Here is a 14417-nt window from a genome sequence, read left to right as displayed (position 1 = left end):
TCTTCTGAACCCCCGGATTATCCCGCCACGGCCGGTTGCCCGGCCCAGGCGGCCGCTGGCTCAAACCTTGTATTTGATCGAGCAGCCGTAGGCCTGGCTGCCGGAACGGCTCAGCGGCTTGCCTGCCAGCAGCTCGTCCAACCCTTGCCGCACGTAGTTCGTGGCCCTTTCAATGTCGCCGACACGGGCCGAGGCGATGCTGTCGATCGCTCCTGCGTAGACCAGAAGGCCCTGCGCATCAATCAGGTACATGTGGGGTGTCACCCTGGCCGCGTAGCGGCGCCCGACGGTGCCGTCCGTGTCAAGCAACGTGGCCGTCGGCATGCCTTGCCGTTCGGTCATCCAGCGGCCCAGGGCGGCAGGTTCGAGGTAATCGGCACTGGTCTCGTCGGTGGAGTTGATGGCCAGCCAGGCTACGCCGCGCGCGGTGTAGTCGCGTTGCAGGGCCTGCATGTTGCCCTGGTAGTGCTTGCGCACGAACGGGCAGCCTGGGTTCACCCATTCCAGCACCACCGGCTTGCCCTTGAAATCCGACAGGCTCACCGCGCGCCCGGCGGTGTCCCTGAGCGTGAAGCCGGGCGCGGGCTGGCCAGGCGTGCCCGCGCGGGCGGGCGTCAGCCACATCATGGCCGGAGCAAGAAGGACGCCCGCACTCAACCGGGTCCATTCACGTCGTTTCATGTGCGCTTCTCCAATCCGTCGGTTGTTGGCTGGAGTCCGCCGGCGTCAGAGTCCGGCAATGGCTCCCCGAACCTCCTCCACCGTGAGGATTTCCGTCAGCACCACTGGCGGATATCCCTTTCTGTAGATGGCGTATGTGGGCACGCCATTGCGGTTCAGCCCGGCAAGGGCCTGCGTGACGGCGGGGTCGCGCCGTGTCCAGTCTGCCCGGAGCAAGGCCAGGTTCTTGGCGGCGGCATCCCGAAGAACCGCCGCGTCGGACAGGGTTGTGCGCTTGTTGTATTGGCAGGTGACGCACCAGGCCGCGGTGAAGTCCACGAGCACCGGCTGGCCGCCAGCCAGCAGGGTCTCCTGGCGTTGCGGCGTCCAGGCTTCCCATTCCAAACCGCTGACGCCGGTGGGCGTGCTGCCCGCCACGGCGTCCTGTTGCCGCGTTACGTTGGGGCCGATGGACCACAGCAGCCAGGCGAGCGCAGCGACCGACAGCGCACCCAGGATCGCGCGGGTCCGTCCGTGGCGGCCTAGTGCCCAGATGGTCAAGGCCAGTGCCACGAGCAGCATCAGCAGCGCAGCGGCGCCGTCGATGCCGCTTTGCTGGCCCAGCACCCACAGCAGCCACACCACGGTGGCAAACATCGGGAAGGCCATGAGCTGCCGGAAGGTTTCCATCCACGCGCCAGGCCGGGGCAGCGCCCGGGCAAAGGCCGGTATCCAGCTGGCGGCCAGGTAGGGCAGCGCCATGCCCAGCCCCAGCGCGGCGAACACGGCCAGTGCCTGTCCCGGGGGCAGCGCCACGGCCAGACCGAGCGACGCCCCCATGAACGGCGCGGTGCAGGGTGATGCCACTGCGGTGGCCAGCACACCGGTGAGGAAGGCGTCCGCCACGGGGTGGCGCAACTGGAGTCCGGCCAGCGAGCCGGGCAGCAGCGTGCCAAATTCGAACAGGCCAGCCAGATTCAGCCCGATGACCGTGAAGAGCACGGCCAGCGCGGCCACGATGGCTGGGTTTTGCAGCTGGAAGCCCCAGCCCAGCTGCTCGCCAGCGGCGCGCAGCGCCAGCAGGACCCCACCCAGCGCCATGAACGACAGGACGACACCGGCCGTATAGGCAAGCCCGCTGGCGCGGTGCGTGGCATGCTGGCCGCCCTGGCGGGCAAAGGCAAGTACCTTGATGGCCAGCACCGGAAACACGCAGGGCATCAGGTTGAGAATGATGCCCCCAGCGAGCGCGCCCAGCACGGCGATCCACAGCGAAAGCGGGCTGGTGGCCGGTGCATTTGCGGCCCGCTCGGCATTGCGTGCCAGCGCCGCAGTCAGCGCATCCGAGGCTCCCATGGGCGCCGCCGCCACGGCAGGCCAGCCGCCGGGAACCGGCACCGTCATGGCCACGCCGGCCAGTCCCGGGCCCTCGCCGGGCGGGTTGGCGGGCGTCACCACCAGTGCAACGTTTGCCGGACTGTCGCTGCGCTGCGGTGACAACGGGATGCTGGCACGCCACGTGTTGCCCGCCCACTCCTGCTGCCAGGCAGCCCCCGGGACGATCAAGCCCACGGCTTCAGGGAAAAACTCCAACGCCCGGCCCCGCCAGTCTGCGGGGAGGCCCTGCAGGCTCACGCTCAGCCGGTCTCCTTCGGCGGACAGCGTGCTCTGGCCGGCGGGAACGGCCTTGGGTGCGGCGCCCCGCGCTGCTTCAAAAGCCTGCGCATGCAGGGCAAAAGACCCATCCACCGGCAAACGCAGTTTCAGGTTGGCCTCTTCCGGAATGCACTCCTTGCGGCAGATCAGCCAGGTGGCATACAGGCTGATGTCCAGGTGTGTTCCCCGGAAATCCGGCCCCACGGTGACGGGGATGGGCAGCAGCACCGTGCCGTCATAGCCATAGTTGGCCAGTTCACCCAGCGGGAACTTGCGCGGCGTGGGCCAGACGATGTTGCCCGTCTGCAGCCCCTGCGGCAGCTGCCACTGCAGTTCCGTGGGTAGGCCCGAGTCGCCGGGGTTCTTCCAGTAGGAGTGCCAATCCGGTGCGTGCTCAATCTGCAGGCCAAGCCACAGCGGTTTGCCCGGGGCCACGCCTTCCGGCGCATGAACCAGCAGCTCGGCACGCGACTGCTCGCTGCGGGCCACGGCACCGGAGGCCGCGGTCTGGGCCTGGGCGGTCATGCTCAGCGCGAGGAAGGCCCACAACAGCCAGGAAGCAAGGGAGGATCGCATGTTGGAGGGGAGAGGGGGTATCGTGAATCAGACGATGCGAAGGGCCGCAAAGTTCCAGCATGCGATTTTGGCCGATCCTGGGTGATAGAAAAAATCTATGCCAAACAAGGGGTCTAAGGTCTTTTCAAATCTGCTTCGTGTGTGAAAAATGGGCTGCTTCTGTGGCGAACGCGAAGGAGGGCTGCGGCATGCTGATGTGGGACAAGGCATTGGATGGCTGGGTCGATCACCTGCGGCACAAAGTGAATCTGCCGCTGCGTGTTCGCTGGCACACCAGCGGCGCCGAGGACACGGCGCATTCGTGGATGCTGGGGGCGTTTGAACATCCCCTGGTGGAGGTTGATGTGCGGGACGCTTCTGCCCTGCCGGCCTTGTTGAGTCCGTCGCTCGACAGCCTGGGCGAGGCCTACGTAGAAGGACGCATCGACGTGCGCGGGGACATCGGCGACATCCTTGACATGGCCCACCACATGGCCGAACTGGGCGAAGCCGACACGGGCGGGGCGCTCAAGCGTCTGGTGCAAACCTTCACCCACAGCCGCAAGACCGACCAGCAGGCCATTCAGTACCACTACGACGTCTCCAACGAGTTCTACGCGGAGTGGCTGGACCCAGCGATGGTGTATTCCTGTGCGTATTTCGAGAACGGTGACGAACCCCTGGCCGAGGCGCAGCGCAAGAAGGTCGATCACATCCTGGCCAAGATCCAGTTGCGGCCCGGGCAGCGGCTGCTTGACATCGGGTGCGGCTGGGGGGCGCTGGTCATGCGCGCTGCGCAGAAGTTCGGCGCGCGCTGCGTCGGCATCACGCTGTCGCAGAACCAGTTCGACCTGGCCAGCGAGCGCGTGCGCGCCGCAGGCCTGCAAGACCAGGTCGAGATCCGCCTGCAGGACTACCGTGATGTCACTGGTCCGTTCGACCGTGTCACCAGCGTCGGCATGTTCGAGCACGTCGGGCTCAAACATCTTGCGGACTACTTCCGCATCATCCACGGCCTGCTCACGCCCGATGGCTGGTGCCTGAACCACGGCATCACATCCACCGACGCGCGTGACGGCGAAACCACCCATGGCGGCGGGCGCTTCATTGACAAATACGTCTTCCCGCAAGGGGAGCTGCCCCACATCGGCACCGTGCTGCGCACCATGCAGGAAGGCGGGTTGGAGGCCTTCGACGTGGAGAGCCTGCGCCGCCACTACGCCCGCACGCTGCGCTGCTGGAGCGACACCTTCGAGGCGCGCGCCGAACGTCTGAAGGCCCTGGTGGACGAACGCCGGTGGCGCATCTGGCGGGTCTATCTGGCGGGTTGTGCCTGGGCGTTCGAGCACGACCAGATATCGCTTTTCCAGGTGCTGTGCCGCCGTGCCGGCCGTTCGTCCGAGGAGCTGCCCTGGTCGCGCCGCTGGCTCTACGCAGGCCGCTAAGATGCGCTCATGACAGCGTCCACCTCCCTGCCCCGCTGGGGCGACCTCTGTACCACCGATTTCGCTGCGCTCGACCCCGGGCGCACCGTGGCCGTGCTGCCCGTGGCCGCCACGGAACAGCATGGCCCGCACCTGCCGCTGTCGGTTGACGCCGACCTGGTGGATGGCGTGCTGGCCGCCGCAGGCGCCCACATGGGCGAAGGCTGGCCTGTTTACGTTCTCCCCACGCAGGCCGTGGGGCTCAGCACCGAACATGAACGTTTCGCGGGCACGCTCACGCTGCGGCCCGAGACGCTGATCCGCCTCTGGTGCGACATCGGCGAGTCCGTGGCCCGCGCGGGTGTGCGCAAGCTGCTCATCTTCAACAGCCATGGCGGGCATGCCGGCATCATGGACGTGGTGGGGCGTGAACTGCGTGCCCGTTGCGACCTGCTGGTGTACAGCGCCAGCTGGTTCAACCTGCCTTTGCCGGACGAGCAGGGGCAAGACCTCAACCTGCTTTTCAGCGCAGACGAACACCGTTTCGGCATCCACGCCGGGCAGGTGGAAACTTCCATGATGCTGGCCTTGCGTCCGCATGCCGTGCGCATGGACCGGGCACGCGACTTCCCTTCAACGTCCCGTGACCGGGCGGGGAGCTGGCCCATCCTGGGCAATGGCCGCAGCGCCAAGCTGGCCTGGCAGATGCAGGACTACCACCCCGCAGGCGCTGTGGGCAATGCCGTGGCTGCCGATGCCGAGGTCGGGCAGGCGCTGGTGACGGCTGCTGGCCGGTCGCTGGCTGCGTTGCTGCGTGAAATCTGCCAGTTGCCGCTGTCTACCCTGGTGGACAAGCCAGACTTCTCCTGAGCGCCGCCATCCCGCTGGTGCGGTGGGCGTCCTCGCGGCTGGGCGGCTCAGGCGTGGGTGACCCAGTCCGCCAGATCTGCGCGTGCCAGGTGCGGCAACGCGTTGAAGCTCACCAGCGTGTGGCGCTTGGGGTTGTAGTCCACCTCGGTCACCGAGGTGTTGCGCATGCGCAGGTTCAGCTCAATGGTCGTTTCCGGCGAGGTGCCCAGCAGTTGCCCCACCACGGTGGAAATCGGCCCGCCGCTGGAGACGATCAGCACATTGCCCTGGTGGTGTGCCCGCACGTGGTCCAGGGCGGAAGTCACGCCCGCCACGAAGCCTTCGTAACTGGGCATGCCACGCGGGGTCAGCACGCCGGCCATCCACTGGCGCAAGGCGTCGCGCAGCAGGCGGAAGTGCTGGCGGTAGCCCTCCGGGGTGGTGGGCGGCTCGCTGGGGCGGGTGTGCAGCGCGTCGATCAGCGCGGCGCTGTCGTATTCGTTCAAACCCGGCCAGGCCAGTGGCTCGGCGCTCCATCCCATGCCTTTTGACAGACCCTCCCAGGTCTGCACGTGGCGCCGCAGCGTGCCGGTGATCACCGCCTCGAAGCGCAGGCCGTGCTCGCGGAAGTGCTCGCCCAGGCGCTCGCTCTGGCGCGCGCCCAGCGGGCTGAGCTGGTCATAGTCGTCCGCGCCGAACGAGGCCTGGCCGTGGCGCACGAGGTAAAGCGTTCCCATGGCGGGCGATTGTCCCGGCAGGCAAGCCGGGCAGCAGTCACCGCCGTGACCTCTTCGTCAGCGTCCGGCGTGTGGCGTCAGCACATCTGCGAACACGGCGGCATCCACGTTGCCCCCGCTCAGCGCGATGGCCACGGTCAGGCCTTGCAGCTGTTCGCGTTCCTTCATCGCTGCAGCCAAGCTGGCGGCTCCCGCACCTTCGGCCACGTTGTGCGTGTCCTGGTACAGCGCACGCATGGCCTGGGCGACTTCCGCGTCGCTCACCTGCACCAGGTGGTCCAGCCCTTGCGACAGAACGGCCAGCGCGTCTGCATCCGCCCGGCGGCAGGCCATGCCGTCGGCGAGCGCGGTGCTCACCGGCGCGTCCACCACACGGCCTGCGGCCAGCGAGTCGGCGTAGGTGGTGGCGTGCGAGCTGATCACACCGACAATGCGCGCGCGGTGCCCCAACGCCCGTTTGGCGGCAATCGCCGCGCATGCGCCAGAGCCCTGCCCGATGGGCACGTAGATCACATCCGCGTCAGGCACCGCCAGCATCAGCTCCCGCCAGTAGGTGGCCACGCCGGTGACCAGGTCGGGGTGAAAGCTCGGCACCATGTGGGCGCCTGTGGCCTCGGCCAGGGCCAGGGCATGTTCTCGGCTGGCCTGGAAGTCGTCGCCGTGTTCCACCAGCTCCACGCCCAAGGCCTGCATGGCCGCGTTCTTTTCGATGGAGTTGCCACGCGGCACGACGATGGTGCAGTGCACACCATGGGCGCGCGCCGCCCAGCCTATGCTCTGGCCATGGTTGCCCCGCGTTGCGCTGATCACCCGTTGTGGCAACTGGCCCTGGCTGGCCAGCCGGTGGAAGTAGTTCAACCCGCCGCGTATCTTGAAGGCGCCCACGGGCGTGTGGTTCTCGTGCTTGATCCAGCAGCGGGTGCCCAGTCGCTGTTCGATCAGCGGCCAGCGGTACTGTGGCGTGGCCTGGAATGCCTGGTAAACCACCCGCGCTGCGGCTTCGATGTCGGCCAGGGCCGGCAGCGCCGGGGCCGTCACAGGTGCACCTCGCCCTGGATACAGGTGACGGCATCTCCGCCGATCCAGAGGGTCCCGGTGCCGTCACGTTCAACGTGCACGCGCCCGGCCCGCCCCAGTGCGGTGCCCTGGGCCGCGACGTAGCGCTCGGGCGCCAGACCGGCGCCGATGAGCCACTGCGCCAGCGCGGCGTTGAGGCTGCCTGTCACCGGGTCTTCCGCCAGGCCGTTGTTGCCCGGGAAGAAGGCTCGCACCTCGAAGGCGGTGTCGTGCCCAGGTGTTTGGGGTGCCACCACGCCCACTTCCATGCCCGCCAGCAGCGCCGGGTCTGGGCGCAGCGAGCGCACGCGGTCTGCATCACCCAGCATCACCGACTGCCAGCCCGGGCCGTTGTCGCACCACGCGTGTGCCACGATCTCATCGCGCTGCAGTCCCAGGCCTTGTGCAATGCGCTGTACGCTGTCTTCATCCAGCGGGCCGCTGCGGCGCAGGGGCGGTGCGGCAAACGCCAGGCGCGTGTGCCCGTCTGCCACGGTCTGGCGGATGGACACCAGGCCCACGCCGCACTCCTGCACCACGGTTCCCGCGGCGCGTGGGCGGCCACCCGAGCGCAGCCAGGCGTGGCAGGTGCCCAGCGTGGGGTGGCCGGCGAATGGCAGTTCACGCCCCGGGCAGAAGATGCGCACACGGTAGTCCGCGCCCGCCGCGTGTCCTTCGGCCGTAGGCGGCAGCACAAAGGTGCATTCCGACAGGTTGGTCCAGTCGGTGAAGCGCTGCATTTCCTCCGTGCTCAGGCCGGTGCCGTCGAGCACCACTGCCAGCGGGTTGCCCTGGCAAGCGGTGCCGGTGAACACGTCCACCTGCTGGAAGGGGCGTGCGCGGCTCATCGTGTTTTCTCCAGCCGCTCGCGCACGGCCTGTGCCAGTGCGGCCACGCCAGTGTGAATCTGGTCAGCCGTGGCGGTCACGAAGGACAGGCGCAGCGTGCGCGGGTCAGCATGACCGGCGTAGAAGGCGGCACCGGGCACAAAAGCCACGCCCTTTTCAACGGCGTGCGGCAGCAGTTCGATGGCGTTCATGCCTTCGGGCAGGCGTGCCCACAGGAACATGCCCCCATCGGGCCGGTTCCAGGTCACGCCCAGCCCCCGCATTTCGTGGTCCAGCGCCTGCAACATGGCATCGCGCTGGGCTCGGTACAGGGCACGGATGGTGGGTACGTGCCGGTCCAGGAAGCCGTCCTTCAGCACCTCGGCCACCATGCGCTGGTTGAAGCTGGGGGTGTGCAGGTCGGCCGCCTGCTTGGCCTGCAGCAGCTTGGGGTACAGCGCGGGTGGCGCCACCAGAAAGCCCAGGCGCAGCCCGGGGGCCAGCACTTTCGAGAACGAGCCCAGGTACACGCAGCCTTCGGGGTGGCGGGCGGTCAGCGGCGCAGGCGGCGGGGTGTCGAACCACAGGTCGCCGTAGGGGTTGTCCTCCACAATGGGCAGACCCAGCCGCTGCGCCTCGGCGCTCAGGGCGGCACGGCGCCCTTCGCTCATGGTGCGGCCGGTCGGGTTCTGGAAGTTGGGCAACAGGTACATGAAGCGGGGGAAGTCCTTGGCCGGGTCCAGGTCCAGTTGCAGCAGGCGGCGGCGTTCCGGCGCCTCGGGCGCGTCTGCGGCATCGCCATCGGCGCCCAGCGCGTGCAGCAGGTCGCGCAGGTCCGGGCCTTCGTCGTCGCTGGATACGCTCACCACCTCGGGTTCCATCGGCGCAAAAGCCTGCAACGCGCCCAGGTAGGTGGGGGTCTCCACCAGCACACGGCTGCCCGGGTCGATCAGCACCTTGGCCACCAGGTCCAGGCCCTGTTGCGAGCCGGTCGTGATCAGCACGTTCGCCGGGTCCACGCTCCAAGGCAACATGGCTGCCACCTGCTCGCGCAGCGTGACCAGCCCCTCGCTGGCGGCGTACTGCAGGGCTGCGCGGCCATCGTCGCGCAGCACCTTGGTGCAGGCCTCGGCGAACACCTCCACGGGGAAGGTCTTGGGCGACGGCAATCCGCCCGCGAAGCTGATGATGCCGGGGCGCTCCGTCACTTTCAGGATCTCGCGGATCACCGACGGGTTCATCTTGTGCGCGCGTTGGGCCAGGGTCCAGTCCATGGTTCAGTTCTTTCCTTGTGTGGTGGTTTGTATCGAGGTGCGTTTGCCCAGCAGCACCGTCAGGGTCACGGCCAGGCCAAATGTCAGGGTGGCGGCGTCGAGCGTTTCGCCCAGCAGCGGCGCCGCGAATGTCAGGCTCAGGAAGGGTTGCAGCAGCTGCACCTGGCTCACGCGCACCGCGCCGCCGAGGGCCAGGCCGCGGTACCAGGCGAAGAAGCCCAGCCACATCGAGAACACGGCCACGTAGGCGAATGCCAGCCAGCTGGCTGCCGCCACGTCAGCCGTTGACACAGGCTGGTACCAGAGGGACAGCGGCAGTGTCACCGGCAGGGTCATCAGCAGCACCCAGCAGATCACCTGCTCGGCACCCAGCCGGGGTGTCAGGCGCGCCCCGCCCACGTACCCCAGTGCGGCGCTTGCCATCGCCACCAGCAGCCAGGCATCGGCCCCGCTCAGGTGCAGGCCTCCCGCTTGCCAGGCCATGAAGGTCAGCACCAGGGTCGTGCCCAGCAGGCTCAGCAACCAGAAAACCGGGCTGGGCCGCTGGCGCAGCCAAACGGTGGCCACGCAGGCGGTGGCCAGCGGCAGCAGGCCCGTCACCACCGCCGCGTGGGTGCTGGGCACCTCGCGCAGCGCCATCGCCAGCCCCAGGGGAAAGCCCAGTACCACCCCCAGCGCGGTGAACGCCAGCAGCGCCCACTCGGCAGGCCGCGGAACGTTCAACCGCCCCCGGCTGCGCAGCCAGGCCAGGTACAGCAAAGACAGGCAGCCCGCCACCGCCGCGCGCCCGAAAGTGACGAAGCTGGGGTGCAGCTGTGGCGCCGCGCTGTCGCCCACGGCCAGCCGTGTCATGGGCAGCGTCAGGGCGAAGATCGTCACGCCCAGCAGGCCCAGCCACAGGCCGCGCGTGGTCTGGTCCCTGGGCGGCGCAAGTGCCGGGGCGTTGGCCAGGCTCATGGGCTTCCCGTCCTGCCCAGGCCGGACACCAGCATCCACAGCGCCGTGAGCACCAGCGCCAGGGCCATGCCCCGGTTGAACCAGCGCAGGCGCTTGCCGCTGGGCTGGCCATTCACCAGTGGCCCAGCCAGCCAGCCGCGCAGCACAGACCCGATCAGCGCATAGGTCAGGTTGCTTGCAAACGCGTAAATCATCAGCACCGGCATGACCAGCCAGAAGCGCTGCAAGGCGTCCGGCTGGCCGGCAATCCATCCGGCAACGATGGACAGGGCCAGCATCCAGGCCTTGATGTTGAGGAACTGCAGGCCCACCCCGCGGACGAAGGTCACGTTCAGACTGGCTGGGTTAGCGTTGGAAAGTGTGCTGCTGCCCGCCAGGCGCCAGGCAAGCCACAACAGGTAGGCCACGCCGCCCGCCAGGATGGCGCCGCGCAGCAAGGGCATGGCCAGCACCAGCACACCCACGCCCGCTGCGCACAGCGTCAGCAGCAGGGTCCAGCCCACCGGCACGGCACACACGAAGCGCAGCGCCCGGCGCAGCCCGAAGTTGGCGGCCAGCGCTGTGGACAGCGTCGTGTTCGGCCCGGGCGTGAAGCTCGAGGCCGTGGCCAGCGTCAGCAGGGCGCCGAATTCACTGGCGTCCATGGCTTGCCCTCGCGGTGAAAAACGTGGTCATGTCATCAATATAGAGGTCAAAATCAATACACATGCAGTACAGTTAATCCGTTCACTGCATGAACTGTATGGTTCTTTCTGGCCACACACCAGTCACCTTGGCATCCATGACCGAACGTTCCTCATTTGCTGTCCCGCTCTCCGACAACGATGTGTCCGCGACGGCGGGCGCGCTCACCCGGGGTGGCGGGGTGCCCCTGGCGCAGCAACTGGCAGACCGCTTTGCCATACGCATCCGCGACCGCCTGCTGGCGCCCGGCACGCGCCTGCCCAGCGTCAGGCAGTGCGCCACACTGCACGGGCTGAGCCCATCCACCGTCGTGGCGGCCTACGATCAGCTTCTGGCACGCGGCCTGATCGAGGCGCGCCGCAACCGCGGTTTTTTTGTCCGTGAGCGCTCCGGTGCTTCCTCGGCGCACCAGCCGCCCCTGTCAGAGCGGGGTGGCGGCAACACCCCCAGGCCGCAAGCTCCGGTCAACGCCGCCGCCCTTATCCGCGGCATGTTTCACGGCTCTGACGACCGGCCGCAGCCCTGCATGGGTGTGCTGCCCCCGGACTGGCTGGCCTCCAGCTTCATGCCGGCTGCGCTGCGCCGCGTCACGGCCTCGCGCGCACTCACCGACGCATCCTTGCGCTATGGCGACCCCAAAGGGGATCCCCACTTGCGGCGCATACTGGCTGGACGGCTCCAGTCGCTAGGCTTGCCGGTGGACGACGAGCAGGTCATCACCACCGTGGGTGCCACACACGCGCTGGACATCATCAGCCGCACACTTCTGCGGCCAGGTGACTCGGTGATGGTCGAGGAGCCAGGCTGGGCGGTGGAGTTCGCCCGGCTCCAGGCGTTGGGCATGCGTCTGTTGCCCGTCCCGCGCGGGCCTGCCGGTCCCGATCTGGAAATCATGGCCCGCTATTGCGAGGCACACGCCCCCAAGCTGTTCGTCAGCGTCAGCGTGCTGCACAACCCCACGGGCTTCAGTCTTTCTCCCGCCAGTGCCCACCGGGTGCTCCAGCTGGCGCAGCGGCACGGCTTCTACGTGGTGGAAGACGACACCTACAGTCACATCGCAGCCGAACACGCCACACGCATGTGCATGCTAGACGGTTTGCAGCACACGTTCTACGTCAGCGGTTTTGCCAAGATACTCGCGCCCAACTGGCGTGTCGGCTACCTCGCGGCACCCGCTGCCTGGGTGGAGCGGCTGCTTGACACCAAGTTGCTGTCCACCCTCACCACGCCCAGCCTCATGGAGCGCGCGCTTGCCCTCTGCATTGAACAGGGCCAGCTGCGCCGCCATGCGGAGCGCATACGTGCGCGCCTCGATACGGCCCGCCAGCGCAGCGTGAAGCTGGCGCAGGCATCGGGCTGCCATTTCGTGTCTGAGCCTGCCGGCCTTTTTGGCTGGGTGGACACTGGCGTCGACACCGAGGTCCTTGCGCAGCGCCTGTTGGACGAAGGCATCCTCATCGCCCCGGGCACGTTGTTCCACGCCCATCGCACGCCCAGCACCCTGATGCGCATCAATTTCGCCACCACGCAATCGGCAGATTTCTGGCGTGCGCTCGACAAGGCCCGCCGGGCCATGGACTGAGCGGCCTAGCCCAGCTGGCTCAGGGCTTCCCAGCGCTCCAGCGCTTCCATCAGGGCCTCTTCAATCTCGCCATGCCGTGTGGCCAGTGCGGCTGCCTTGGCCGGGTCGGAGCCATAGAGCGTTCCGTCGGCCAGCGCTTCGTCAATCGTCTTCTGTTCGGCTTCCAGGGCCTCTATGCGCTGCGGCAACGCCTCCAGCTCACGTTGTTCTTTGTAGCTGAGCTTGCGCTTCGCATTGGCGGCGGGGCTCGCGGGGGGCGCCGCTGGTTTCTGGCTTTCGGCAGGCGCAAGCGGTTTCATCGCGGGCGTGCTGGTGTTTTGTTCCCGCAGCTCACGCGCGCGTGCCGCCTGGGTTTGCCAGTCCAGCACGCCGCCCTCGTATTCGCGCCACAGGCCGTTGCCTTCAAACACCAGCGTGCTCGTCACCACGTTGTCCAGGAAGCGCCGGTCGTGGCTCACCAGAAACACCGTGCCCTGGTACTCCGCCAACAGGGTCTCCAGCAACTCCAGCGTTTCAATGTCCAGGTCGTTGGTCGGCTCGTCCAGCACCAGCACGTTGGCCGGACGGGCAAACAGGCGGGCCAGCAGCAACCGGTTGCGCTCGCCACCCGAAAGGGACTTGACTGGCGAATGCGCGCGTGCCGGCGAGAACAGAAAGTCTCCCAGGTAACTTCTCACGTGGGTGCGCCGGCCATTGATCTCGATCCATTCGCTGCCAGGGCTGATGAAGTCTTCCAGCGTGGCGTCCAGGTCAAGCTGTTCGCGCAACTGGTCGAAGTAGGCCACCTGCAGTTGCGTGCCTCGCCGAACGGTACCCTCGTCGGGTGCCAATTCGCCCAGAATCAGCTTGAGCAGCGTGGTCTTGCCCGCCCCGTTCGGGCCGATCAGCCCGATCTTGTCGCCGCGCAACACCGTCGTGGTCAGCTGCCGCACCACCTCCTTGCGTTGCGGGCCTTCGCCAAAGGTCTTGCTGACCTGGGTCAGCTCGGCCACCAGCTTGCCACTGGACAGACTGCCGTCTACCTCCATGCGGACCTTGCCCACCACGTCCCGCCGTGCGGCTCGCTGCGCACGCAACTGCTTCAACCTCTCAATCCGGGCCTGGGCGCGCGTGCGGCGTGCCTCCACGCCCTTACGGATCCAGACTTCTTCCTGTGCCAGCAGTTTGTCCGCCTTCGCCTGGACGACCGCTTCCTGTGCCAACTGCTCTTCCTTCAGCACCTGGTAGCGCGAAAAATTGCCGAGGAAGCTGTTCAGCCTGCCTCGGTCCAGCTCCACCATCCTGGTCGCCACGGCGTCCAGAAACGCCCGGTCGTGGCTGATCACCACGACGCTGCCCTTGAACGTGGTCAGCAGTTCCTCCAGCCAGCCTATGGCTTCCAGGTCCAGATGGTTGGTCGGCTCATCCAGCAGCAGCACGTCCGGTTGCCTCACCAGTGCCTGTGCCAGCGCCACACGCTTGGCCGTCCCACCGGACAAACCCTGTACCGTCGCGCTGGCGTCCAGGCGCAGGCGCTCCAGTGTCTCGCTGACCCGCTGCTCCCATGTCCATCCGTCCAGTGCGTCAATGCGGCTGTGCAAAGAATCCAGATCGACGTTCCCTTGCGGGTGTTGGTACTGGTCCAGCAGCGCGCGCACGTCCGCCAGTCCTTCGGCCACGGCTTCGAACACCGTATGGCTGCTGTCCAGGTTCGCCTCCTGCGCCACGTAGGCGGTCTTCAGCCCGGTCTGGCGCTGCAGCAAGCCGTCGTCAGGCCGCTCCAGTTCCGCCAGGATGCGCAGCAGCGAGGACTTGCCCGTTCCATTGCGTCCAATCAATCCCACCCGTTCACGGGCCTCCAGCGCAAAGTCGCAGTGGTCGAGCAGCGGAACGTGTCCATAGGCCAAGCAGGCCTGTTGTAGAGTCAGAAGAGCCATGTTGCCGTGATTATCCCGGGTGTCGGTGCCGAACCCCGGCTCTATCTGCAACCGGGCTCTCTATCTATCTCTATATATAGAAGGGGGGCGCTTCTTGCGGGCGCACCTTCGCTCGGCTGCCGCCGCACACAAGGCAAGCTTGGCTGCAGCGGGGCTGTCCTCGGCGCTGCGCAAAATTTCTTCGTGATTTTTGACTTTGAGGTGGAAACCGGTATATACTTCAAGGCTCAGCTGATGACG

Annotated in this window: 13 protein-coding genes; 4 read left to right on the top strand and 9 right to left on the bottom strand. The window is 67.4% G+C overall.

The genetic code is table 11. The features are described 5' to 3' along the window. Positions 1-60: 60 nt before the first annotated feature. Both ACYVHH_RS04175 and ACYVHH_RS04170 read right to left on the bottom strand, forming a co-directional pair. Positions 61-681 (bottom strand): thioredoxin family protein, encoded by a 621-nt coding sequence (locus tag ACYVHH_RS04175; RefSeq protein WP_460563817.1) that lies wholly within the window; start codon positions 679-681, stop codon positions 61-63. Positions 682-726: 45 nt separating this feature from the next. Beyond that, positions 727-2892, bottom strand: coding sequence for a protein-disulfide reductase DsbD family protein (locus tag ACYVHH_RS04170; RefSeq protein WP_460563815.1), 2166 nt, complete (start codon positions 2890-2892; stop codon positions 727-729). Positions 2893-3083: 191 nt separating this feature from the next. Here ACYVHH_RS04170 and ACYVHH_RS04165 point away from each other — a divergent pair, with 191 nt between their 5' ends. After that, on the top strand, positions 3084-4316 hold the full coding sequence (locus ACYVHH_RS04165) for a class I SAM-dependent methyltransferase (RefSeq protein ID WP_460563895.1): 1233 nt from the start codon (positions 3084-3086) through the stop codon (positions 4314-4316). A gap of 9 nt (positions 4317-4325) precedes the next feature. Next, positions 4326-5165, top strand: a complete 840-nt coding sequence (locus ACYVHH_RS04160) for a creatininase family protein (RefSeq protein WP_460563814.1) — start codon at positions 4326-4328, stop codon at positions 5163-5165. A 47-nt stretch (positions 5166-5212) separates the two neighbouring features. Here the strand turns inward: ACYVHH_RS04160 and ACYVHH_RS04155 are convergent, their stop codons facing one another. Genes ACYVHH_RS04155 through ACYVHH_RS04130 form a run of 6 tightly spaced genes read right to left on the bottom strand, consistent with a single transcriptional unit; the run spans position 5213 to position 10639 of the window. Further along, entirely contained in the window at positions 5213-5881 is a 669-nt protein-coding gene (locus ACYVHH_RS04155) for a histidine phosphatase family protein (RefSeq protein WP_460563812.1), read from the bottom strand. Positions 5882-5938: 57 nt separating this feature from the next. Beyond that, positions 5939-6919, bottom strand: coding sequence for a threonine dehydratase (locus ACYVHH_RS04150; protein ID WP_460563811.1), 981 nt, complete (start codon positions 6917-6919; stop codon positions 5939-5941). Then, entirely contained in the window at positions 6916-7785 is an 870-nt protein-coding gene (locus ACYVHH_RS04145) for a PhzF family phenazine biosynthesis protein (protein ID WP_460563810.1), read from the bottom strand. The genes ACYVHH_RS04150 and ACYVHH_RS04145 overlap by 4 nt, the downstream gene beginning before the upstream one ends. Next, positions 7782-9038, bottom strand: a complete 1257-nt coding sequence (locus tag ACYVHH_RS04140; protein ID WP_460563809.1) for an aminotransferase-like domain-containing protein — start codon at positions 9036-9038, stop codon at positions 7782-7784. The genes ACYVHH_RS04145 and ACYVHH_RS04140 overlap by 4 nt, the downstream gene beginning before the upstream one ends. Before the next feature lie 3 nt (positions 9039-9041). Continuing rightward, positions 9042-9995, bottom strand: a complete 954-nt coding sequence (locus ACYVHH_RS04135) for a DMT family transporter (RefSeq protein WP_460563808.1) — start codon at positions 9993-9995, stop codon at positions 9042-9044. Further along, positions 9992-10639, bottom strand: coding sequence for a LysE family translocator (locus ACYVHH_RS04130; protein ID WP_460563807.1), 648 nt, complete (start codon positions 10637-10639; stop codon positions 9992-9994). The genes ACYVHH_RS04135 and ACYVHH_RS04130 overlap by 4 nt, the downstream gene beginning before the upstream one ends. A gap of 137 nt (positions 10640-10776) precedes the next feature. Between ACYVHH_RS04130 and ACYVHH_RS04125 the strand changes: the two genes are divergently transcribed. After that, a complete protein-coding gene (locus ACYVHH_RS04125) occupies positions 10777-12261 on the top strand; it encodes an aminotransferase-like domain-containing protein (RefSeq protein ID WP_460563806.1) in 1485 nt (494 codons plus the stop codon). Positions 12262-12266: 5 nt separating this feature from the next. On the opposite strand, the gene ACYVHH_RS04120 is transcribed toward ACYVHH_RS04125, so the two are convergent. Beyond that, positions 12267-14177 carry an ATP-binding cassette domain-containing protein gene (locus ACYVHH_RS04120; protein WP_460563805.1) on the bottom strand — a complete coding sequence of 637 codons (1911 nt, stop codon included), beginning with the start codon at positions 14175-14177 and terminating at the stop codon, positions 12267-12269. Between the two features lie 6 nt (positions 14178-14183). Between ACYVHH_RS04120 and ACYVHH_RS04115 the strand changes: the two genes are divergently transcribed. Next, a partial coding sequence (locus ACYVHH_RS04115) for a hypothetical protein (RefSeq protein ID WP_460563804.1) occupies positions 14184-14417 on the top strand: 234 nt, incomplete at its 3' end.

This window comes from Hydrogenophaga aquatica (genome assembly GCF_054780915.1).
This window is presented reverse-complemented; position numbering and strand designations above follow the sequence as displayed.